Source organism: Mycolicibacterium sp. SMGY-1XX, from assembly GCF_059132455.1.
In genome coordinates this window covers 5512258-5533590 of sequence record NZ_CP101139.1, presented here as the reverse complement: position 1 = coordinate 5533590, position 21333 = coordinate 5512258, and the positions used below count along the sequence as shown (strand labels likewise).

At 67.5% G+C, this 21333-nt stretch carries 20 protein-coding genes and 1 pseudogene; 9 read left to right on the top strand and 12 right to left on the bottom strand.

Features of this window, described 5'->3' with window-relative positions:
* Positions 1–39 precede the first annotated feature (39 nt).
* Positions 40–1254: an acyl-CoA dehydrogenase family protein gene (locus NL241_RS26440; protein ID WP_487694499.1), complete on the bottom strand. Its 1215-nt coding sequence runs from the start codon at positions 1252–1254 to the stop codon at positions 40–42.
* Positions 1255–1386: 132 nt separating this feature from the next.
* Between NL241_RS26440 and NL241_RS26435 the strand changes: the two genes are divergently transcribed.
* Positions 1387–2205 carry a lysophospholipid acyltransferase family protein gene (locus NL241_RS26435; protein ID WP_487694498.1) on the top strand — a complete coding sequence of 273 codons (819 nt, stop codon included), beginning with the start codon at positions 1387–1389 and terminating at the stop codon, positions 2203–2205.
* Here NL241_RS26435 and NL241_RS26430 read toward each other — a convergent pair.
* Positions 2192–3634 (bottom strand): WS/DGAT/MGAT family O-acyltransferase, encoded by a 1443-nt coding sequence (locus tag NL241_RS26430; protein WP_494395464.1) that lies wholly within the window; start codon positions 3632–3634, stop codon positions 2192–2194. The genes NL241_RS26435 and NL241_RS26430 overlap by 14 nt on opposite strands.
* 131 nt (positions 3635–3765) lie before the next feature.
* On the opposite strand from NL241_RS26430, the gene NL241_RS26425 reads away from it, so the two are divergent.
* Both NL241_RS26425 and NL241_RS26420 read left to right on the top strand, forming a co-directional pair.
* Positions 3766–4872: an alpha/beta fold hydrolase gene (locus NL241_RS26425; RefSeq protein ID WP_494395463.1), complete on the top strand. Its 1107-nt coding sequence runs from the start codon at positions 3766–3768 to the stop codon at positions 4870–4872.
* A gap of 30 nt (positions 4873–4902) precedes the next feature.
* Positions 4903–6159, top strand: a complete 1257-nt coding sequence (locus NL241_RS26420) for an alpha/beta hydrolase (RefSeq protein WP_494395462.1) — start codon at positions 4903–4905, stop codon at positions 6157–6159.
* Here the strand turns inward: NL241_RS26420 and NL241_RS26415 are convergent.
* Genes NL241_RS26415 through NL241_RS26400 form a run of 4 tightly spaced genes read right to left on the bottom strand, consistent with a single transcriptional unit; the run spans position 6119 to position 11557 of the window.
* Positions 6119–7813 carry an oligopeptide ABC transporter substrate-binding protein OppA gene (locus NL241_RS26415; RefSeq protein ID WP_487694491.1) on the bottom strand — a complete coding sequence of 565 codons (1695 nt, stop codon included), beginning with the start codon at positions 7811–7813 and terminating at the stop codon, positions 6119–6121. The genes NL241_RS26420 and NL241_RS26415 overlap by 41 nt on opposite strands.
* Positions 7814–7824: 11 nt before the next feature.
* On the bottom strand, positions 7825–9651 hold the full coding sequence (locus NL241_RS26410) for an oligopeptide ABC transporter ATP-binding protein OppD (RefSeq protein WP_494398396.1): 1827 nt from the start codon (positions 9649–9651) through the stop codon (positions 7825–7827).
* A 20-nt stretch (positions 9652–9671) separates the two neighbouring features.
* Entirely contained in the window at positions 9672–10583 is a 912-nt protein-coding gene (locus NL241_RS26405) for an oligopeptide ABC transporter permease OppC (RefSeq protein ID WP_487694490.1), read from the bottom strand.
* Complete coding sequence (locus NL241_RS26400; protein ID WP_487694489.1) at positions 10580–11557, bottom strand: oligopeptide ABC transporter permease OppB; 978 nt, start codon at positions 11555–11557, stop codon at positions 10580–10582. Before NL241_RS26400 ends, NL241_RS26405 begins: the two co-directional genes overlap by 4 nt.
* A 147-nt stretch (positions 11558–11704) precedes the next feature.
* Between NL241_RS26400 and NL241_RS26395 the strand changes: the two genes are divergently transcribed.
* Positions 11705–12208 carry a beta-class carbonic anhydrase gene (locus NL241_RS26395; protein WP_494395461.1) on the top strand — a complete coding sequence of 168 codons (504 nt, stop codon included), beginning with the start codon at positions 11705–11707 and terminating at the stop codon, positions 12206–12208.
* Here NL241_RS26395 and NL241_RS26390 read toward each other — a convergent pair.
* Positions 12205–12825 carry a GIY-YIG nuclease family protein gene (locus NL241_RS26390; protein ID WP_494395460.1) on the bottom strand — a complete coding sequence of 207 codons (621 nt, stop codon included), beginning with the start codon at positions 12823–12825 and terminating at the stop codon, positions 12205–12207. The genes NL241_RS26395 and NL241_RS26390 overlap by 4 nt on opposite strands.
* 116 nt (positions 12826–12941) lie before the next feature.
* Between NL241_RS26390 and cysD the strand changes: the two genes are divergently transcribed.
* The 5 genes from cysD to NL241_RS26365 are packed head-to-tail and all read left to right on the top strand — an operon-like array spanning position 12942 to position 17558.
* Complete coding sequence (gene cysD, locus NL241_RS26385; RefSeq protein WP_487694478.1) at positions 12942–13865, top strand: sulfate adenylyltransferase subunit CysD; 924 nt, start codon at positions 12942–12944, stop codon at positions 13863–13865.
* Positions 13865–15715 (top strand): sulfate adenylyltransferase subunit CysN, encoded by a 1851-nt coding sequence (cysN, locus tag NL241_RS26380; protein ID WP_494395459.1) that lies wholly within the window; start codon positions 13865–13867, stop codon positions 15713–15715. The genes cysD and cysN overlap by 1 nt, the downstream gene beginning before the upstream one ends.
* Positions 15712–16446, top strand: coding sequence for a 3'(2'),5'-bisphosphate nucleotidase CysQ (locus tag NL241_RS26375; protein ID WP_494395458.1), 735 nt, complete (start codon positions 15712–15714; stop codon positions 16444–16446). The genes cysN and NL241_RS26375 overlap by 4 nt, the downstream gene beginning before the upstream one ends.
* Positions 16447–16456: 10 nt before the next feature.
* Complete coding sequence (locus NL241_RS26370) at positions 16457–17041, top strand: cysteine hydrolase family protein (protein WP_487694474.1); 585 nt, start codon at positions 16457–16459, stop codon at positions 17039–17041.
* A gap of 34 nt (positions 17042–17075) precedes the next feature.
* A complete protein-coding gene (locus NL241_RS26365; protein ID WP_487694473.1) occupies positions 17076–17558 on the top strand; it encodes an Rrf2 family transcriptional regulator in 483 nt (160 codons plus the stop codon).
* Here the strand turns inward: NL241_RS26365 and NL241_RS26360 are convergent, their stop codons facing one another.
* The 5 genes and pseudogenes from NL241_RS26360 to NL241_RS26340 all read right to left on the bottom strand — a co-directional run bounded on the left by NL241_RS26360 (position 17559) and on the right by NL241_RS26340 (position 21246).
* Positions 17559–17942, bottom strand: a complete 384-nt coding sequence (locus NL241_RS26360; protein WP_487694471.1) for a VOC family protein — start codon at positions 17940–17942, stop codon at positions 17559–17561.
* A 52-nt stretch (positions 17943–17994) separates the two neighbouring features.
* Positions 17995–18183: pseudogene (locus tag NL241_RS26355) on the bottom strand (hypothetical protein); the annotation flags it as partial.
* Positions 18184–18329: 146 nt separating this feature from the next.
* Positions 18330–19127 (bottom strand): DUF4097 family beta strand repeat-containing protein, encoded by a 798-nt coding sequence (locus tag NL241_RS26350; protein ID WP_494395457.1) that lies wholly within the window; start codon positions 19125–19127, stop codon positions 18330–18332.
* Positions 19128–19297: 170 nt separating this feature from the next.
* Positions 19298–19942: a response regulator transcription factor gene (locus NL241_RS26345; protein WP_487694467.1), complete on the bottom strand. Its 645-nt coding sequence runs from the start codon at positions 19940–19942 to the stop codon at positions 19298–19300.
* Positions 19930–21246, bottom strand: a complete 1317-nt coding sequence (locus tag NL241_RS26340) for a sensor histidine kinase (RefSeq protein ID WP_494395456.1) — start codon at positions 21244–21246, stop codon at positions 19930–19932. The genes NL241_RS26345 and NL241_RS26340 overlap by 13 nt, the downstream gene beginning before the upstream one ends.
* Positions 21247–21333: the final 87 nt, after the last annotated feature.

The following is a 21333-nucleotide window of genomic DNA, read 5'->3' as shown; positions in this document are numbered from 1 at the left end:
CGTAACCGCTGAGCGGTTACGAGCGCGCCCAAATCCCTCTCAGAAGTAGGCGTTGGCGGGGACGGGGGTGCCGTGCAGCACATTGGCTCCCACTGCGACGGCCTTGAGTGCGACGGGATTGTGCAGGGTGATGGTGCGGACGTTGCGCCAGTGCCGGTCCAGGTTGCGGGCCCGGCTGGCGGCGCTGGCGCCGCCGAGTTCGAGCAACCGGGTGGCGGCCTCGGGGGCGACGGCATCCAGGTGCACCTTCACCTTGGCGGCGCGCAGCTGCGCCTCCTGAGCCGCATCGGCGTCGGGCACCCCGTCGACGGCCGAATCATTGGCCGCGGCAATGGCATCGGCGGCATCGAGTACCGCTGCCCGCGCCACGGAGGCGGTGCTGGCCAACTCGCCGAGCAGCTTCTGGTGGAGCGGATCGTCAACCGGGTTTTCGCTGATCGCATGGCTGAAACTGCGGGTACGCGAGCGCAGCAGCGCCACCCCGTCGTCGACCACCGACGCCAGCACACCGGCCACCACGGCGTGGATGTAAAGCTGCAGTGACGCGTACTGCACGGTGGGGGTGGGCTCGGCGTCGTACGGCGAGTCCACCAGGATCTCCTCGGGCGCCACCGCCACATTGTCGAAAACAGTGGTGCCGGTGCCGGTTCGACGCTGGCCGAAGCCGTCCCAGTCATCAACCAGGCGGACGCCGGTGCGGTCGGTGGGCACCAGTACGGTGGTCACCGAGTCGTGGTCGGTGGTGGCGGCCACGGTCAAATAGTCCGAGAACAGCGTGCCGGTGCTGTAGTACTTCTCGCCGGTGAGCCGGAAGATCCCGTTGTCGCCGGGCAGCAGGCGGGTGTTGAACACCAGGCTGCCGACGGCCAGGCTGCCCTTCTCGCTGAACGCGTTGCCGAAGATCTTGCCGGCGGCCGCTTCGCGCAGCCAGCGCTGTGATATCGGGTCGGTGATGGTGCGCAGCCGCTCTTCGACGAACCAGAAGTGGGTTCGGAAGATGTGCGCCACAATGGGATCCGCGCGAGCCACGTCGATCACGGCTGAGAACAACTCGCGCACCGACAGCCCCGCGCCGCCGTACTCCTGCGGGAGTCGCAGCACACCGAAACCGGCTCGCTTGAGCGCGGCGACCTGATCGAAAGGGTTCTCGTCGTTCAGGTCTCGGTCTTTGGCGCCGGCGCCGATATCGGCGAGCAGCGCGGCGAAGGCGTCGGTGCCTGGCAGGAGGAGATCCACGGCGGATGCTTGTGTCATGCCCCGGTTCTACCGACGGCGCACGGCGCAGGCACTGCTTAGGCTCAGCCCGAACCTAAGGGCTTGCTGACGACCACCCGCTGGAGAATGTTATTCTCAGTATCTGAGAGCCATGTATCCAATGGGGGACCTATGGACGCCGACGACAACATCGACCAGCAGGTAGCCCGCGAAACCGCGAAATTCGATCCGGTGGTCACCGAACAGGTCGCCAAGTACGCCGGCGCGGTCGTGAAGCGATACTTCCGCGCTGAAGTGCGCGGACTCGACAACTTCCCGGCCACCGGGGCGGCGCTGGCGGTGTCCAACCACTCCGGCGGCATGCTCACCCCGGACGTCCTGGTGCTCGCGCCCGAGTTCTACAAGAAATTCGGCTACGACCGGCCGATGTACACCCTGGCTCACTACGGCGTGGTGATGGGGCCGGTGGGGGAGTTGCTGGGGAAAGTGGGCGTCATCGAGGCCAGCCGCGAAAGCGCCGCCAAGGCGTTGCACGACGGGGCAGTGGTCCTGGTGTTCCCCGGAGGCGACTACGACTCCTACCGCCCCACCTTCAGCGCCAACACCATCGATTTCAACGGCCGCACCGGCTACATCCGCACCGCTCTGGAAGCCGGGGTGCCGATCGTGCCTGTGGTGTCCATCGGCGGCCAGGAGAGCCAGCTGTTCCTCACCCGTGGCAACTGGCTGGCCAAACGCCTGGGCCTGACCAAGGCCCGGATGGACATCCTGCCGGTCAGCGTCGGGTTCCCCTTCGGGGTGTCGATGCTCATCCCGCCCAACGTCCCGCTGCCCAGCAAGATCGTCACGGAAGTCCTGGAACCCATCGATGTCGCGGCCCTCTTCGGTGACGACCCCGATATCGCCGAGGCCGACGCTCATGTGCGGGGGGTGATGCAGACCGCGATCGACCGGCTGGCGCGGCAGCGCCGCTTCCCTATCCTCGGGTGAGTGCCGCCGCACGCGGCAGCGCCGACGGCGGTACCTCCAGAATGCCGGAAAACCCAGCGGCCGAACGTAATTGCGCAAACGATTCCACCATGGCATCGGTGACCTCGTGGGTGTCGTCGAACGTGCGGTCATCGGAGAGCACCGCGATGTTCACCAGATCCACATAACTCCAGACCGTGATGTTCAGTCCCACACCGGGCGAGAGCACCCCGGTCGAATAGATCTCGGTGACCACCGCGCCACCCAGATGCCCACGCTCGCGGGGGCCCGGCACATTGGACACCGGCACGTTCATCAGCTTGTTGGTGTCGGCCCGGGCCGCCTGCCATCGGAAGATGCTGGGCGCCAATGCCGTCGGCAGATAGGACATGAACCGGGTGTAGAGATCCGGCCCGATCAGCTCGTGGTTCTCCTTGGCGATCGACGTGGACTGCGCCGTCACCCGCAACCGCTCCAGGGGATCGGCCAGGTGCACCGGCAGGGACACCATCAGCCCGCTGATCATGTTGCCCGCGATGCGCTCCGGTGAGCGGTCGGTGCTCACCGGTACCGACGCCACCAGCGGCTCGTCGGCGCGACCGTCGTAGCGCAACAGCAGCGTCCGCAGCGCCCCGGCCGCGGTCGCCAGGATGAGGTCGTTGATGGTGCTGTCCAGCTTCTTGGCCGTCTCCTTCACCTCCGCCAGCGACAGCGGCGCACTGGCGAACGTCCGGGCCGGTGACACCACATGATTGAGGAACGTGGCCGGAGCGGCAAAGGGTTTGGCCATATCGGGCACCGTGCCGCGCTCCCGGGATCGCTTGCGCACCTCGCGAAATCCCGCGACGGCGTCCATGACCAAGGCCGGCAGGTGCGCGAGCTGGGCCAGATGGTCCTGGGCGGCCGTGCGGATCAGATGCGCCGAGGACGGTGTCGGTACCGAAGCCGGGGTATCGCGCTCGTCGGTGAGCCCCCCGGACAGGTCCATACCCCGTGCCAGCAGATTGGCCGAGGCCACGCCGTCGGCGAGAACGTGGTGCACTTTGCCGATCACCGCAATGCGGTCACCGGCCAGCCCGTCGGCGAAATACAGCTCCCACAACGGCCGGTCGCGGGCCAGCGGGGTACCGGCCACCTCGCCGATCACCTGGTCCAGTTCGCGGCGCCCGCCTGGGGCGGGTACCTGCACCCGGCGCAGGTGGTAGTCGAGGTCGACATCGCTGTCGGTCAACCACATCGGGTGGTGCAGGCGAAAAGGGATGTCGATCAGCCGGTAGCGCAGCGGGTCGAGCAGGTGCAGCCGGCGGCCCACGATCTGCCGGAACAGCTCGAAGGTGAACGGGCCGGGGAACTCACTGGTGTCGACCACCGCCACTTTCAAGGTGTGGGTGTGCAGATTCGGCGTCTCGCTGTAGAGAAGCATCGCGTCCATGCCGTTGAGGCGTTTCATCGTCACCCCGCCTTCCGGTCGGCCGTCCCTATCGAAACACCTGTCGACTCGGGATCCGGCGAATTCGAGCAATCGGACCCCAGGTCGCCGAAGTGCCAGGAATCGGCACCCTCGAGGGTTACGCTTTTCCGATGTTTCGTATCCCGCCGCTCGACGTCGCGCTGGCGATCAGTGATACCGCCGTCCGCCTACCGGTCATCGGCCGGCATTTCACCGCGCTGGGCACGCTGACCGCCGTCGGTGCCTTCGGATCCCGCGTGCTGCCGTCGGTCCTCGCGGGCATGTGCCGGCCGAAAGCCCCGGCCACTCCGCACCCGGATCCGGTGATCGAGCAGCCTGACCTCGAATGGTCGTCGGACACGGTGCCACCCATGCTGCGCGCCATGTCGCAGCGACGGGAATTCCTGTACCGCAGCAACGTCGCCTACGGTCCTGCGCGCGGGCAGCTGCTCGACGTGTGGCGGCGCAAGGATCTGCCGCCGGGTCCGGCGCCGGTACTGGTGTTCCTGCCCGGTGGCGGTTGGGTGCACGGCAGCCGGATCCTGCAGGGGTACGCGCTGATGTCGCACCTGGCCCGGCTGGGATGGGTGTGCCTGTCGATCGACTACCGGGTGGCTCCCCAGCACCGCTGGCCGCGCCACGTCCAGGACGTCAAAGCGGCCATCGCGTGGGCGCGCGAACATGTCGATTCGGTGGGCGGTGACCCGGATTTTGTTGCGGTGGCGGGCTGTTCGGCGGGCGGGCACCTGGCGGCGCTGGCCGGGCTGACAGTGGGCGCGCCGGAGTTCAGCACCGAGCTGGCGTCTGACGCCGACACATCGGTGAACGCCGTGGTCGGGATCTACGGCCGCTACGACTGGGTAGACCGCTCCACCCGGGAACGCGAGGATTTTGTCCGATTCCTCGAACAGATCGTCGTCCGCGGTCGGCTCGAGGACCGGCCCGACGTCTTCGAGCAGGCCTCGCCACTTGCGCGGGTACACGCCGAGGCGCCTCCCTTCTTCGTCGTGCACGGCACCTCGGACGGAATCATCCCCATCGAACAGGCCAGAGCGTTCGTCGACCGGCTCGGTGCGGTGTCCCGGTCGCGCGTCTCCTATCTGGAACTCCCCGGCGCGGGGCACGCCTTCGACCTGATCGACGGCCGCCGCACCGGTACCGCGGTGGACGCCATCGGGGAGTTCCTCGGCCAGGTCCACCGAGATCACCTGATGGGGGCGCCGCGGCGCGCAGGTTGACCACAGCAACGCCAGGCACAATGAGCGGCGATGACGCTGAATGCCAAACGCCGCAAGGTGCACCTCAAGCTCGCTGCCATGCCGGGCGTGCAATCGATCCGCCGGCCGGTGACCCCCGGCAGCGCGGGCGAGTTCGACCTCTACTACGTCCGTTCGGGTGAGCGCTCCGAGCATCCGCTGGTGATCATCCCCGGCGGACCGGGCATGGCATCGGTGCAGCTGTACAAGGGGCTGCGGCGCCGGGCGGCCAGCCAGGGCCTCGACGTCATCATGGTGGAACACCGCGGAATCGGGATGTCGCGCCACGATGACAGCGGCGACGACCTGCCGCTGGAGGCCATCACCGTGCACCAGACGGTCGACGACATCGAGGCGGTACTGGACCACGAGAACATCGACCGGGCCGTCGTATACGGCACGTCCTACGGCAGCTACCTCGCGGCCGGTCTGGGGGTGTCCCACCCGAGCCGCATCACCGCGATGGTGCTCGACTCGCCGGTGCTGTCGGCGCAGGACATCGAGGCCGTGCGGCAAGCGATTCGGGGGTTGTTGCTCGACGGCGACGAACCTGACACCGCCGAGATCGCGCCGAAGGTCCGCCGGCTGGTCGCCGACGGGGTGCTGACCTCGGACGCCAGCGAGATCATCGGCATGATCTACGGCTACGGCGGCCCGGACCTACTGAACAGGCAACTGGACCTGCTTTTGGAAGGCCGCACCCTGTTGTGGCGGGTGATCGACGAACTGAACCGCTTCACCTTGCGCAAGGCGCCTTACCGCAACGAGGTCGATCTGGTGGGCCGCATTGCCTTCCGCGAGCTCGACTTCTCCGGCGAGCCCGATGGGCTGCCCTTGGACCCGTCACCGGCACTGGCGCAGATGGCCGACGAAATGCCCGGCCCGGCACCCAGTTTCGAAGCGGAACCGTATGACCTGGCGGCCAGCATGCCGGCATTCACGTGGCCGACGGTGGTGCTCTCCGGCGGCCGTGACCTGACCACCCCGCCCGCGCTGGCGGAGAAGGTGGCTGCGCTGATCCCGGACTCGGTGCTGGTGCGGATGCCCACGGCCGCCCACAGCATGCTCGACACCCGCGAACGCGCGGCCCTGGAGGTGGCCAAGGCCGTGGTGGACGGCCGCAGCCACGAATTGGCCGACCGGGCAGAGGAACTCGACGCGCTGCCCGCCAACCTGGAGATCCGGGCCCTCGTCGGTGCCGTCACCGCGGCCACGGCCGTCGAGAGCGTTATCCCGAAGGCGGGCCGGAAGGTTGACCCGCCTTCATGAAACCGACCTTGGTGTAGTCGATGTCGCCCAGGCCGGCCGGTCCGAAGTTGGCCACGGTGTCCCGCACCGCGACGTTGCCGGCGGACTGGAACAACGGCAGGCTGAAGCCCTCTTCCCAGATCAGCCCGTCGAATTCGTTGGCCAGTTCCTGCGCCCGCGCCGGGTCGAGCTCGTCGAGCACTTCGTTGGCCTTGGCATCGATCTCAGGGGTGCTGATCTTGCCGAAGTTGCTCTCGGCACCGCTGGTGTAGATCTGGGTGAGGCAGCACAACGCGAATGCATCGCCGGCCCAGGCAAACTGCGCGACATCAAAATTGCCGACGGTGACGAAGTCGGTGAACAGGCTCCCACCCGGTGCGGGGACCAGCTGCATGTTGACGCCGATCTGCGCCAGGCTGTTCTGCGCCACCTGCGCGATCTGGCGGGTCGGCAGCGAGTCGTAGAACACGTTGCGGATCACCAGCTGGCGGCCGTCCTTCTCGCGGAACTGGCCGTTCATGGTCCAGCCCAGCGCGTCGAGTTCCTGCTTGGCCTTCTCCGGGTCGAATGCCACCACCTGGCTGTTGTCCTGGTATCCCTGTTGACCCGCGATGTAGATGTGGTTGTTGAGCGGAACGGGGGTGTCGACCAGCCCGCGCTGGCTGACGTTGGCGATGGCCTGGCGGTCGACCCCCTTCATGATGGCCAGGCGCAGATCCTTGTCCTCCAGGATGGAGCCGGGCGCGCCGTTGAAGGTCAGGTGGTACCAGCTGTTGGCGGGCGTACGCCGGATGGCGATGCCGGGCGTGTTGCGGGCAGTGGTCAGCTCGTCGAGGCTGGCGACGGCGGTGGCATCGAGGGTGTTGTTCTGCAGGGCCGGGATGCGGGCGGCGTCGTCGAGGACGAGGTAGGTGACCCGGTCCAGCAGTGGGGGCTCACCCCACCACTTCGGGTTGCGTACCAAGGTGATTCGCTGTGCGGTGCGGTCCACCGACTCCACCATGAACGGCCCCGCCGAGGGTCCGGGCCGTTCCAGTTGGCCGCGGTTGAACACTTCCGGGTTCTCGGTCATGGACTTGGGCAGCAGCATGTCGTTGCCGGAAAACAGATTCTGCCAGTCGGTGTAGTGCGATCCGAAGGTCACCACGGCCTGACGGTCGTCGACGCCTCGGGTCACCGAGGCCACTCGCTCGGTCAACGCGGCGTTGGAGATGATGAACTCCGGGTTCTTGCCGTTGGTGGCGTTGATCTGCGAGGCGATGTCCTCCCAGGTGATGGGGGTGCCGTCGGACCACACCGCCTCCGGGTTGATGGTGTAGGTGACCACCTGCGGGTCCTCGCTGGTGAGCTCCACGTTCGTGAAGAAGTCGGTGTTGACTTCCGTGGAACTGTCGGGTGCCACCCGGAACGCTCGCGGCATCGTCCACCGCAACATCGCGGCGCCAGTGCCCTCGCTATCCAGGTGCGAGGGGTTGAAATTGTTCGGCATCGCCGGCAGCGTCAACCGCAGGTTGCCGCCCTGCTGCAGGTTCGCCACGTCCTGCGGGTTGATGTCGCTGGTGGTGCCCACCTCGGCGTTGCCGCCTGCCGGGGGCGGCTGTTGCGGCTCGCTGGAGCAGCCCGCCAGCAGCAGGGTGGCGGCCAACAGCGCAGCGGCGCAGCGTCGAAGCGTCATGCCCACTGATGCTATCCGGACACCTGGGGTACCGCGGCCAGCAGCTTCCGGGTGTACTCGTGTTGCGGTCGGCCAAACACCGCCTCGGCGTCACCCTCTTCGACGATCGCGCCCTTGTACATCACCGCCACCCGGTGCGCCAGATGCTTGACCACCGACAGGTCGTGCGAGACGAACAGATAGGAGAGTCCGAATCGCTGCTGCAGATCCAGCAGCAGGTTCAGGATGCCGGCCTGGATCGAGACGTCCAACGCCGACACCGGCTCGTCGAGAGCGAGGATCTTCGGTTGGGTGGCCAGGGCCCGCGCGATGCCGATCCGCTGTTTCTGCCCGCCGGAGAACTCGCCCGGGTAGCGGACGGCGTCCTCGCGGCGCATCCCGACGAGCTCGAGCAGCTCGGCCACCCGGCTGCTGATGGCCCCTTTGTCGAAACCGTTGGCCTGGAGGGGTTCTGCGAGCACGTCGGAGACCGGGAGGCGTGGATCCAGCGATGCCGTGGGGTCCTGGAACACCACCTGGAGGTGGCGTCGCATCGCGCGGCGACGCGTGGTGTCCAGGGTCGCGACATCGGTGCCCAACACGGTGATCGAACCGGCCTGGGGGGCGGCCAGTTCCAGGATCTCGTGCAGGGTGGTCGACTTCCCGGAGCCGGACTCGCCGACGATGCCCAGGGTTTGGCCGCTGCGGAGCTCGAAGCTGATGTCGTCGACGGCCTTCACCTCCCCGATGGCGCGACGGAACACGGCCCCCTTGGTCAGGGTGTAGGTGCGTGACAGGTTCTCCACCTGCACCACCACGTCACCTTCTGCGGAGGGAGCTGCCTGCGGTGCGGTGGCCACACCGAAAAGGTCGGCGGCGCTGCGATTCTCGGTCTGGTCGGTGCGGATGCACGCGGCGGAATGGCCCGCACCGACCTGCACCAGATCCGGTTCCTGGGTGCGGCATTCGTCGATGACCAGGGGGCAGCGCGGGGCGAAGGGGCAGCCCGGCTCCAGCGCGGCCAGCGACGGCGGTGCCCCCGGTATCGGCACCAGACGGGTGCCTTGCACAGCGTCGAGTCTGGGCACCGACCCCAGCAGGCCGATGGTGTAGGGCATCCGCCGGTCGCGGTACAACTCCTGGACAGTCGACGTCTCGACGGCTCTCCCGGCGTACATCACCAGCGACCGGTCGGCGAATTCCGCCACCACGCCGAGGTCGTGGGTGATGATCAGCACCCCGGCCCCGGTGACGTCGCGGGCGGTCTTGAGGACCTCGAGGATCTGCGCCTGCACCGTCACGTCCAGCGCGGTGGTCGGCTCGTCGCAGATCAGCAGGTCGGGGTCGTTGGCGATCGCGATCGCGATCACCACGCGTTGGCGTTCGCCGCCGGACAGCTCGTGGGGAAACGCTCGGGCCCGATGTTCGGGCTGGTTGATCCCGACGAGTTCCAACAGCTCGATCGCGCGCCGGCGCGCCTGGCGCCGGTCCACGCCGCCACGGCGACGCTGGTGCACCACGATCGCCTCGGCGATCTGGTCTCCCACGGTGTAGACGGGGGTCAGCGCCGACATCGGATCCTGGAAGACGGTGCCGATCCGGTTGCCACGGATGTGGGACATCTCGGTGTCGCCCAGACCCAGCAGTTCGGCGCCGCCGAGTCGCACCGACCCGCTGACGTCGGCGTACTCGGGCAGCAGGCCGATCAATGCCATGGCGGTCGCCGATTTTCCCGAACCGGATTCGCCGACCACGGCCACCACCTCGCCCGGGTCCACCCGCAGGCTGACCCCCCGCACCGCCGACACGGGGGCGCCGTCGGTCGGGAAAGTCACCGTCAGATCCTTCACTTCCAACAACGTGCCGGCCGGCTGTGCGCTCACTTCTTCCTCCGACGCAGCTGCCCTGCGCCCGGGTCGACGGCGTCGCGCAGGCCGTCGCCGATCAGGTTGGCGCACAGCACAATCAGCACCAGGACTCCGGCCGGGAACAGGAACACCCACGGAAAGGTGAGCACCGACTTGGTGCCGTCGGCGATCAGGGTGCCCAGCGAGACGTCCGGTGGCTGGACACCGAATCCGAGGAAGCTCAGCCCGGTTTCGGCCAGAATGGCCACCCCGACGTTCAGGGCGGTGTCGATGATCAGGATCGAGGCGACGTTGGGCAGGATGTGGCGAAGGATGATCCGCCGGTTCGATACGCCCATATACCGTGCGGCTCTGACGAATTCGCGATCGCGGAGGCTCATCGTCATACCCCGCACGATCCGTGAGCTGATCATCCAGCTGAACCCGCCGAGCAACACGATCAACAGGATCATGTTACCGCCGGAGTCTCTGATCCGGGGCGACAGGATCGCGATCAGCAGGAAGCTGGGCACCACCAGCAGCAGGTCCACCAGCCACATCAAGGCCCGGTCGCGCCAGCCGCCGAAGTAGCCGGCGACGGCGCCCACCGCGGCCGCGATGACCGTCGAGATGAGTGCCACGCACAGACCGATGAGCAGCGACTTCTGCATACCCCGCAACGTCAGGGCCAGGACGTCCTGGCCCAGGGCGTTGGTACCGAACCAGTGCTGTGGGCTCGGCGGTGCCTGCAGTGCGTAGTAGTCCAGATCGGTGTACGACCACGGCAGCAGCGGCGGCAGGGCGTAGCAGCCCACGAACATGAGCGTGAGCACCGCCAGCGACACCACAGCGGGGCGGTTGCGCAGGAAGCGGCGTACCACCAGCTGGCGCCGCGAGGTGAACCCTTCGGTGTGCAGCCCGGACTGGGCGGAGTCGGTGGTCATCGGGCGCGCACCCGCGGATCGAGGATCGCGTACAAGATGTCCGACAGCAGACCGGACAGCAGGACCACCGCGCCCGAGAACAGCGTGACGGCCACGACGATGTTGGTGTCCTGGGTGTTGATGCCCTGGATGGTCCATTCACCCATGCCGTGCCAGCCGAAGATCTGTTCGACGAACACCGCGCCGGTGACCAACGCCCCGACGCCGTAGGCGAACAGGGTCGCCATCGGGATCAGCGCGGTGCGCAGGCCGTGTTTGAACAATGCCTGGCGGCGGGTCAGGCCTTTGGCGCGGGCGGTGCGGATGAAGTCCTGGCCCAGCACGTCGAGCATGGCGTTGCGCTGGTAGCGGCTGTACCCGGCGATGGCGCCCAACGCCAGCGTCAACGACGGCAGTACGAGATGTTGGATGCGGTCGACGAACTGGTTCCACCATCCGTAGACCGGATCCGGTGACGTCTCGCCGATGTAATCGAACAGCTGGACGCCCAGAACCGAGTTGACCCGCAGCGCCGCCAGGATCAGCAGGTTGGCAACCACGAACGTCGGGGCGCTGATGATCAGCAATGAGGCGATGGTGATGACACGATCCGAGAGCCGGTACTGCCGGATGGCGCTCCAGGCGCCCACGACGACGCCCACCACTGCCCCTACCACGGAGCCGATGAGGAGCAGCCGTGAGCTCACGCCGATGCGCCGCCACAGTTCGTCGGCCACCGGCTGTCCGCCGACGGTGGTGCCGAAGTCGCCCTGGATGGCTCCCGACGCCCAGTCCAGGTAGCGCAGCGGTATCGGCAGGTTCAGCCCCAGCTCGGCGGCTTTGGCATCGATGACCGCCTGCGGTGGTCGTGGGTTGCGCTGCAGCAGGCTGTCCAGCGGCTCGAAGGACAGCGACGCCAAGGTGAAGGTGAAGAACGACGCCAGGAGCAGCAGCACCACGTAGTTGAGGAGACGGCGCGTCAGGAAACGCGTCATGCGCGGCTCACGGGGCTGTGCGGCATTGGCACAGGGTAAGAGATGTCAGCGGACCGGCGCAGATCGTGAGGTCGGCGCGTCCGCTTTGTTCGGATCAGCGTGATCGAAGCCGCTGGGACTGCAGGCCCGCGTTGTTAACGTCGAGCGATGTCCGTCACTGATCAGTACCTGGCCAACAACGCGGAGTACGCCAAGACGTTTCAAGGCCCCCTGCCGCTGCCTCCGAGCAAGCACGTCGCCGTCGTCGCCTGCATGGACGCCCGCCTGGACGTCTACGGCATCCTCGGGCTGCACGACGGCGAGGCCCACGTCATCCGCAATGCCGGGGGAGTGGTGACCGACGACGAGATCCGGTCGCTGGCCATCAGCCAGCGACTGCTCGGCACTCGCGAGATCATCCTGATCCACCACACCGACTGCGGCATGCTCACCTTCACCGACGACGGTTTCAAACAACAGATCCAGGACGAGACCGGCATCAAGCCGGAATGGGCCGCCGAGGCATTCCAAGACCTGGAGGAGGACGTCCGTCAATCACTGCGGCGTATCGAAGCCAGTCCGTTCGTCACCCAGCACGAGTCGCTGCGCGGTTTCGTGTTCGACGTGGCCACCGGGCGCCTGAACGAGGTGCCGCCGACGACAGCCAGCTAGGTCCACTCAGCCAGCACCCGCATCTTGCCGGCTTTGACCGCCGCTTCCCGGCGCAGCCGCCTGAGCTCGGGGGCGAAGGCGTTGCGCTCGTTGTTCTGGAAGTTCAGCGGCAGGTCCAGCGCGGCGAACAGTTTGGGTTCGAGGTACCAGGGTTCGGGGTGCAGCACCCAGGACACCGCGGCGTTCTCGCCCATCCACTGGGTCAGGGTGGCTTCGTCGGCGGCGAAGGTCTGCTTCTTGCCGGAGCCGACGCGGCGTAGCTGGTAGCCCAGCAGCACACCGAGCGATTTGCGCAGGGTGGAGCCGTCGGCGCTGGCATTGCCCGCACCGAAGTGATACCGGATTCGTTTGCTGAGGTCCTGCGGTGGTTGCGGTTTGCCGCTGGCCGGCGGGGGACCGGGGCTGATGCCGACGTAGAGCAGCGTCCAGCCGTTGTCCTGCCGGCACCCGGAGACGTCTAGGTCTCCGGGGATCTCGCGGAACCACCAGCCGTGTGCGCCGGACTTGTTGGGCACCGGTGATTTCTCGGCGAACACCTCATCACGTGTATAGCGCTGAGCTGCAAGGAATTTCGCGACCGCATCGGCGTTCTTCTTCGCGGAGATCGACTCGGCCATGGCTGCCAGCCTAGACCTGGTGGCGGCTCGGGCGTTGACACCGCCCGCCGGTTTTTGGTTCTATTCCCGGTTAAGGTTGTAATCCTGGTCAGTTCTACCAACTTTACGAGGAAAGCATGACCGTAATGCAAGAGCCGGCGGCCGGACAGTACGAGCTGAGCCAGCTGCGCTCGTTGGAAGCCGAGTCGATTCACATCATCCGCGAGGTCGCCGCCGAGTTCGAGCGGCCGGTCCTGCTGTTCTCCGGCGGCAAAGACTCCATCGTGATGCTGCATCTGGCGGTCAAGGCGTTCACGCCCGGGCGGCTGCCGTTCCCGGTGATGCACGTCGACACCGGGCACAACTTCGACGAGGTGATCAGCACCCGCGATGCCCTGGTGGCCCAGCATGGCGTGCGCCTGGTGGTGGCCAGCGTGCAAGACGACATCGACAGTGGCCGGGTGGTCGACAACGGCCCGTCGCGCAACCCGTTGCAGACGGTGACGCTGCTGCGCGGCATCCGGGAGAACAAGTTCGACGCCGCCTTCGGGGGAGCCCGCCGCGACGAGGAGAAGGCGCGCGCCAAGGAGCGGGTGTACAGCTTCCGCGACGAGTTCGGCCAGTGGGACCCCAAGAGCCAACGCCCGGAGTTGTGGAACCTGTACAACGGCCGGCACCGCAAGGGTGAGCACATCCGGGTGTTTCCGCTGTCCAACTGGACCGAATACGACATCTGGGCCTACATCGGCGCCGAGAACATCACGCTGCCCTCGATCTATTACGCGCACACCCGGCCGGTGTTCCAGCGCGACGGCATGCTGCTGGCGGTACACGAGTACATGCAGCCGCGTGACGACGAGCCGGTGTTCGAGACGAGCGTGCGATTCCGCACCGTCGGTGACGTGACGTGCACGGGCTGCGTCGAATCGACCGCTGAGACGGTCGATCAGGTGATCGCCGAGACCGCGGTGTCGCGGCTGACCGAGCGCGGTGCCACCCGCGCCGACGACCGGATCTCCGAAGCCGGGATGGAAGACCGCAAGCGGGAGGGTTACTTCTGATGAGCACGTTGTTGCGTATTGCCACCGCGGGTTCCGTCGACGACGGCAAGTCCACCCTGATCGGCCGGCTGCTCTACGACTCCAAAGCGGTCATGGAAGACCAGCTCGCCGCCGTGGAGCGGACGTCCAAAGAACGCGGCCACGACTACACGGACCTGGCGTTGGTGACCGATGGCCTGCGCAGCGAACGCGAACAGGGCATCACCATCGACGTGGCCTACCGCTACTTCGCCACGCCCAAGCGGAAATTCATCATCGCCGACACCCCCGGGCACCTCCAGTACACCCGCAACATGGTGACCGGCACGTCCACCGCACAACTGGCGATCGTGCTCGTCGACGCCCGGCACGGCCTGCTCGAACAGTCGCGCCGGCACGCGTTCCTGGCGTCGCTGCTCGGCATCCAGCACATCGTGCTGGCCGTCAACAAGATGGACCTGATCGACTGGGATCGACAGAAGTTCGAGGACATCCGCGACGAATTCCACACCTTCGCAGCCCGTTTGGACATCCACGACGTCACCACCATCCCGATGTCGGCGCTGCAGGGCGACAACGTGGTCACCAAATCGGCGAACACCCCGTGGTACGAAGGCCCGGCGCTGCTGAGTCACCTCGAAGAGGTGTACATCGCCGGTGACCGCAACCTGATCGACGTGCGGTTCCCGGTGCAGTACGTGATCCGGCCGCAGACCCACGAACACGCCGACCACCGCAGCTATGCCGGCACCGTGGCCAGCGGAGTCATGCGTCCCGGCGACGAGGTGGTGGTGCTGCCCGGCGGGAAAACCAGTCGCATCACCACCATCGACGGACCCACCGGTCCCGTCGACGAGGCGTTCCCGCCGATGGCCGTGTCGATCAGCCTGGCCGACGATATCGACATCTCGCGCGGCGACATGATCACCCGGGCCAAGAACCAGCCGCACGCCACCCAGGAGTTCGACGCGACGGTGTGCTGGATGGCCGACGGTTCGGCGCTGGAACCCGGCCGCGACTACGTCATCAAACACACCACGCGGACCACCAGAGCCAGGGTCACCGCCCTGGATTACCGCCTCGACGTCAACACCCTGCACCGCGACAAATCGGCAACGGCGTTGAAGCTCAACGAACTCGGCCGGGTCACGCTGCGCACCCAGCAGCCGCTGCTGTTGGACGAGTACTCGCGCAACGCGGCCACCGGCTCGTTCATCCTCATCGACCCCGACACCAACGGCACGGTCGCCGCGGGCATGGTGCGTGACACCACCCCGGTGGCCACCCGCACCGCCACCCCGAACACCGTGCGCCACCAATCGCTGGTGTCCGCCAAGGACCGGCTGTCGCGGGGCCGCACCGTGTGGTTCACCGGCCTGTCCGGGTCGGGGAAGAGTTCGGTGGCAGTGCTGGTGGAGCAGAAGCTCCTCGAAAAGGGTTGCCCGGCCTATGTTCTCGACGGCGACAACCTCCGCCACGGCCTCAACGCCGATCTGGGGTTCTCGATGGCCGACCGCGCCGAGAACCTGCGCCGGCTGGCCCACATCGCCACGCTGATGGCCGATTCCGGCCTCACGGTGCTGGTGCCGGCGATCAGTCCGCTGATCGAGCACCGCGAGCTGGCGCGCGGTGTGCACATCGACCAGGGATTCGATTTCTTCGAGGTGTTCCTCGACACCCCGCTGGCCGACTGCGAGCGGCGCGATCCCAAGGGGCTCTACGCCAAAGCCCGTGCCGGTGAGATCACCCACTTCACCGGGATCGACAGCCCGTACCAGCGGCCCAAGAACCCGGATCTGCGGTTGACACCCGATCACACGCCCGATGAGCTGGCGCAGAAGGTGATCGACATGTTGAGTAGTCAGGCATGAGTGATCACGAGCTGGCCGCGCGGCTGGCCACCGAAGCCGGCGCCCTGCTGCTGACGGTGCGCGAGGAGTTCGCCGACGCCGACGCCAAGGACCGGAAAGACGCCGGGGACAAGCGCGCTCACGATTTCCTGATGGGCGCGTTGGCCGCGGAGCGGCCCGGTGATGTGGTGCTCTCCGAGGAAGGGGCCGACGATCCGGCGCGGCTGAGCGCCGAGCGGGTGTGGATCGTCGACCCGCTGGACGGCACCCGCGAATTCTCCGAGCTGGGCCGCGACGACTGGGCCGTGCACGTCGCGCTGTGGGAACGCGGTGAACTGGTGGCCGGCGCTGTCGCATTGCCCGCGCAGGGCCAGACGCTGGCCACCCCGACGGTGCCCGCACCCGAGGCGGTCGACGGTCCGCCCCGGGTGATCGTCTCGCGCACCCGCCCGCCGGCAATCGCGCTGGCCGTCCGCGACGCCCTCGACGGCACGCTTGTCGAGATGGGTAGCGCGGGCGCCAAGGTGTCCGCGGTGGTGCAGGGCCGCGCCGATGTCTACGTCCACGCCGGCGGCCAGTACGAATGGGATTCCGCGGCGCCGGTGGCCGTGGCCCGGACCGCGGGACTGTTCACCTCACGGATCGACGGCTCGCCACTGGTCTACAACCAGGAGGATCTGTCGCTGCCGGATCTCATCGTGTGCCGCCCCGAACTCGCCGAGGCGGTGCTGGCCGTCACCCGCGGGGGCTAGGGTTTGGTGCATGAGTGAAACGCTGCGCAACCTCGCCGGACTGCCCGCCGCACCGGCGGCACTGGCCGATTCCACACTCATCCTGATCGACTGCCAGAACACCTACACCCGTGGCCCGATGGAGCTCGAGGGCGTGCAGGCCGCACTGGATGAGGCGGCGACGCTGCTCGAGCGGGCCCGTACCGCGGGCATCCCGGTGATCCACATCCAGCACAGCGACGGCCCCGGCTCGCTGTACGACATCGAAGGCGAGTCCGGCGCCATCGTCGCCCAGGTGGCGCCGCGCGGCGACGAACCCGTGGTGGTGAAGTCGTATCCGAACTCGTTCGTGCAGACCGATCTCGACGAACGCCTCAAAGCGGTCGGCGCCTCCAATCTGGTGCTGGCCGGCTTCATGACGCACATGTGCGTCAACTCCACCGCCCGCGGTGCGTTCAACCTCGGCTATGCGCCCACCGTGGTCGCCGCGGCGACGGCAACCCGCGAACTGCCGGGTGTCGACGGCCCGGTCCCGGCGGCCGCACTGCAGTCCGCCAGCCTGGCCGCGCTGTCGGATCTGTTCGCCATCGTGGTGCCCGGCGCCACCGCGGTCTGAGGACCGGCGCGGCGGCAATGGCAGAATTCGCATGATGCGGATGTCGGCCAAGGCGGAGTACGCCGTGCGCGCCATGGTGCAGTTGGCGACGGTGGACGACGGCGTACTGGTCAAGACCGAGGAACTGGCCAACGCCCAAGGCATCCCGTCGCAGTTCTTGGTCGACATCCTGTCCGATCTGCGTACCGACCGGCTGGTCCGCAGCCACCGTGGCCGCGACGGCGGTTACGAGCTGGGGCGCGCGGCTGACCGGATCAGCATCGCCGATGTGCTGCGCTGTATCGACGGCCCGCTGGCCAGCGTCCGCGACATCGGTTTGGGTGACCTGCCGTACTCGGGGCCGACGGCCGCGCTGACCGATGTGTGGCGCGCGCTGCGGGCGAGTATGCGTTCGGTGCTGGAGGAGACGACGTTGGCCGATGTCGCGGGTGGCGAGCTACCCGCGCATGTCACCGGCCTGGCCGACGCCTACAACACCCAGGAGACCGAGCGCGGGCATCGTCGTCCGACCGCGTGACTACCCGCCGTAGGGGCGGGTGATGATCTCCAGGTAGTGACCGGCCGGGTCCTGGAAGTAGACGCCGCGGCCGCCGTCGTTGTGGTTGATCTCGCCGGGATGCCGGCCGCGCGGGTCCGCCCAGTGCGGCAGTCCCCGCGCGGTGATCTTGCCGTAGATGGCGTCGAAATCGTCCTCGCCGACCAGAAAGGCGTAGTGCTGCGGGCGGATCGGCTCCTCTGCGGGAACCTGGGCGTAGTCGAGGGTGGCGCCGTGCTCCAGCCCGACGGCCATGAAGTGGCCCACCGGCCGGGCGTCCGGAAGCCCGAACAGTTCGGTCAGGAACGCCGCCGACGCCGCAGCATCGCGGGCGGCGACAATGGTGTGGTTGAACGCGATCGCCATAACGACTGCCAGTCAACCACTTTCAGTTCTTCTCGGGTTCGTCCTTGCCGAATTTGGGATTGCCGTCGTCATCGAGCCAGTCATTGACCGCGGTTCCGGTCACGGTGTTGTGTGATCCGGGCAGTACCGCGGTGGGCCGGTCCTCGTAGGCCTTGACCATCTCCGCCGCTGCTTCCTTGGCCGATTCGGTGACTTCTACCTTTCCCTCGGCACCCCCGTCTGTGCTCGCGTCATCGCTCACGTCTGGTCACCTTCCGTGTGTGGCCGCCGCTTCTCGACGCCCCCGTCCTGACGGCTGCCCGAAAGTGTGATCCACGAAACAGCCGCAGGTCTCACATATGAATGACGTCTGGGTTGGTTGCGTAAGCAATGGCATGGCGTCGGATCTCAGCGTGCTTGCTCGATGACGATATCGCCGCGCCCGGTCCGGGCCATGACCGTCGCTGCCGCCTCGGCGGGATCACTGGTCTGAGGTACCCGCACCTGGGTGTTGTCGTACTCGGTGCCGGCGATGGCGGTCACCAGGAACGGGCCGTCGCCGGGCAGGTCCAGCGTCACGTCACCGTTGGAGGTCGTCGCCTCGATCGAGCTCGGCGGCTCGTCCCGGAAGGTGACGTCGACATCCCCTTCGATCACGTTGGCCGAGAACGACTCTCGTACCCGAACCGGATCATCGGAGACCACCGCGCCCTGGCGCACCTCGGCTTCGATGACACGCGCGGACCCTTCGAGGATCACCGCGCCGCCGGTGCTGCGCGCCACCAGGCGGTCCAGATCGGCCTCCACCTTGAGCACCCCGAGCTGCTGTTCGGTGGTGACCGTCAGCCGCTGGCCCAGCTGCGGCGGCAACACGATGGTCAGCTGACCGGCGCGGGCCCATTCCATCCAGTCCGGCGTGGTGCCGCGCACCGAGATGCGGGTGTCGGGTCCGGTGGCGATGTCCAGGGTGTGATCGCCGGCATCGGCGGTGCTGATGAACCGCAGTTCGGCACGCGGCTCGCGGGCATCGGCATCGGATTCGATCTGCACCGACATGGGCACCGATCCGGTGTCCACCGTCAGCGTGCGCATGGTGGCCGGCAATGCCTGGCTGTCGGCGACCACCCGCGTGCTGCCCAGGCCCACCGCGACCGCGGTCAGCGCACCGAGGCCGAGCACCAGCAGCAGCGCGGCGGCGATCACCACCAGCGCGCGCAGGCCGGTGCGGCCGGCGGGGGACAGGGCAGGGGGCGGGGTCGGGCCGGGCGGGGGAGGGTCAGCGTCGGACCGGGCGGGGGAGGGTCTGCGTGGGCCCGGGCGGGGGCTGGATCGGCGCGGGCGGGAAGGGAGCGCGGTTGGTCATCAGGTTCTCCGAGTCAGGATTCGAGGTAGCGCAGGACCGCCAGCACACGGCGGTTCTCGGTCTCGTCAGGGGCCAGGTTGAACTTCGTGAAGATCGAGGCGATGTGCTTCTCGGCGGAACCGGTGGAGATGAACAGGGCGGCCGCGATCGCGGAGTTGGTCTTGCCTTCCGCCATCAACTGCAGCACCTCGCGTTCGCGCGGGGTCAGCTGCTCGAGTGCGTTGTGGCGTTGTGAGCGCACCAGGATCTGCGCGACGACCTCGGGGTCGAGCACCGTCCCCCCGCCGCCCACGGTGTCGACGGCCGCCAGGAAGGCGGGCACGTCGGCCACCCGGTCCTTCAGCAGGTAGCCGAATCCGCGGGTGTCCGAGGCGATCAGGTCGGCGGCGTAACGCTCCTCGACATAATGCGAGAGCACCAGCACCGCCGACTCCGGGTTCTGCTTGCGCAGCAGCGCCGCCGCGCGGATGCCTTCGTCGGTGAACGTCGGCGGCATGCGGACATCGACGATCGCCAGGTCGGGCTTGGTGTCGTTGACGATGGTCAGCAGGTTGGTGGCATCGGCGACGCCGGCCACCACTTCGTGGCCGAATTCGGTGAGAATCCGTTCGATGCCGCCCCGCAGCAGTGCCGAGTCCTCGGCGATCACGATGCGCATGGCACCACCGCGGTGATGATGGTGGGACCGGTGATGGGGCTGGACACCGAGAACGTTCCCCCGGCGGCACGCACCCGCTCCTCGAGCCCGCGTAAACCTGTGGCATCCGAGTCCTGATCCCCGTAGACCGCGCCGCCGCGGCCGTCGTCGAACACCGAGACGTAGAGCTGTGGGCCGGCCAGGCTGCTCTCGTCGAAACGCACGGTGACCACGGCCTGGTTGGCCTGGGCGTGTTTGGCGATGTTGGTCAGCGCCTCGGCGACGACGAAGTACGCGACGGCCTCCACCTCGTCGGGCAGGCGCCGCGGCAGGTGGACGTCCAAAGTGGTTGGCACACCCGAGGTCTCGGCGCGCTGGACCACCGATGACAGCGCCGCGTCCAGGCCGCGGTCGGCCAGGATGGTCGGTGCTATCCCACGGACCACGTTGCGCAGTTCGGTCAGCGCCTGTTTGGCGTCGTTGTGTGCCTCGTCGATGAGGGTCTTGGCGGCGGGCAGATCGGTGTCGAGTTTCGTCTGCGCCAGCCCGATCGTCATCGCCAGCGACACCAGCCGAGGTTGCACGCTGTCGTGCAGGTCCCGTTCGATGCGGTGGCGTTCGGTCTGCGCCGACGACACCGCGCCTTGGCGTGCGTCGGCCAGGGCGTTGACCCGGTGCCGCAGTTCGGCGGTGGACGACGGCGGTAACAGCCAGCGGTCGATCCGGGCGTCCAGCGCCGGCGCGAAGACCAGGACCGCGGCGGCGGCCGCCAGTGCGATCACCGCGAGCACCCAGGCCAGTACCGGCGGCAGGAACTGCAAGCCGACGGCATCATCGCTGCCCTCGACCGCGATTGCCGCGGCAGGTCCCAGGAACGCGAACGCGATCAGTGCGAACGCCAGACCGGTGGCGGCCACGTCGTAGAGCATCCGCAGGTAATGGTGAGCACAGCCCTTCCAGAACCGGGCGTTGCTGACATCGAGCCACAGTTGGTGCAGCCACCGCTGGAACCCGGTGTACGGCGACAGCCGGCGGCCGGGCACCGGGATCGCCAGACCGAACACCGCCTCACTGCGCACCCGCTCCACCCAGTTGACGCCGCGCATCAAATAGATGAACACCACCGCGGCCAAGGCGAATCCGACGCCCGACGGAATGGAGGTGACACCAAGGACGAAGATCGCCAACGGAATCCAGAACCAGAACGTCGCCAACGCGGCTCCGGTGATCATCGATGCCGTCGGCACCACACCCAGGTGTGGACTCAACCGCCGGGTTCTGACCGCCGGTGGGGCGGCCGGCGCAACGCTGTCTACAACAACCATGAGTCCAACCTATGGACCTGAGCGCCGGAAGGACACGGCGATTTCCACCCAATCGTCTGGGGGTAAACCTCCGGTGACTGCAGTAGC

Coding starts and splice junctions, on each gene's coding strand:
- NL241_RS26430 (WP_494395464.1), bottom strand. CDS start 3,634: ATGAAACGCCTCAACGGCATGGACGCGATGCTTCTCTACAGCGAGACG.
- NL241_RS26365 (WP_487694473.1), top strand. CDS start 17,076: ATGCGGATGTCGGCCAAGGCGGAGTACGCCGTGCGCGCCATGGTGCAG.
- NL241_RS26405 (WP_487694490.1), bottom strand. CDS start 10,583: ATGACCACCGACTCCGCCCAGTCCGGGCTGCACACCGAAGGGTTCACC.
- NL241_RS26415 (WP_487694491.1), bottom strand. CDS start 7,813: ATGACGCTTCGACGCTGCGCCGCTGCGCTGTTGGCCGCCACCCTGCTG.
- NL241_RS26390 (WP_494395460.1), bottom strand. CDS start 12,825: ATGGCCGAGTCGATCTCCGCGAAGAAGAACGCCGATGCGGTCGCGAAA.
- NL241_RS26370 (WP_487694474.1), top strand. CDS start 16,457: ATGAGTGAAACGCTGCGCAACCTCGCCGGACTGCCCGCCGCACCGGCG.
- NL241_RS26420 (WP_494395462.1), top strand. CDS start 4,903: ATGACGCTGAATGCCAAACGCCGCAAGGTGCACCTCAAGCTCGCTGCC.
- NL241_RS26345 (WP_487694467.1), bottom strand. CDS start 19,942: ATGCGCATCGTGATCGCCGAGGACTCGGCACTGCTGCGGGGCGGCATC.
- NL241_RS26425 (WP_494395463.1), top strand. CDS start 3,766: ATGTTTCGTATCCCGCCGCTCGACGTCGCGCTGGCGATCAGTGATACC.
- NL241_RS26400 (WP_487694489.1), bottom strand. CDS start 11,557: ATGACGCGTTTCCTGACGCGCCGTCTCCTCAACTACGTGGTGCTGCTG.
- NL241_RS26375 (WP_494395458.1), top strand. CDS start 15,712: ATGAGTGATCACGAGCTGGCCGCGCGGCTGGCCACCGAAGCCGGCGCC.
- NL241_RS26435 (WP_487694498.1), top strand. CDS start 1,387: ATGGACGCCGACGACAACATCGACCAGCAGGTAGCCCGCGAAACCGCG.
- cysD (WP_487694478.1), top strand. CDS start 12,942: ATGACCGTAATGCAAGAGCCGGCGGCCGGACAGTACGAGCTGAGCCAG.
- NL241_RS26340 (WP_494395456.1), bottom strand. CDS start 21,246: ATGGTTGTTGTAGACAGCGTTGCGCCGGCCGCCCCACCGGCGGTCAGA.
- NL241_RS26360 (WP_487694471.1), bottom strand. CDS start 17,942: ATGGCGATCGCGTTCAACCACACCATTGTCGCCGCCCGCGATGCTGCG.
- cysN (WP_494395459.1), top strand. CDS start 13,865: ATGAGCACGTTGTTGCGTATTGCCACCGCGGGTTCCGTCGACGACGGC.
- NL241_RS26440 (WP_487694499.1), bottom strand. CDS start 1,254: ATGACACAAGCATCCGCCGTGGATCTCCTCCTGCCAGGCACCGACGCC.
- NL241_RS26395 (WP_494395461.1), top strand. CDS start 11,705: ATGTCCGTCACTGATCAGTACCTGGCCAACAACGCGGAGTACGCCAAG.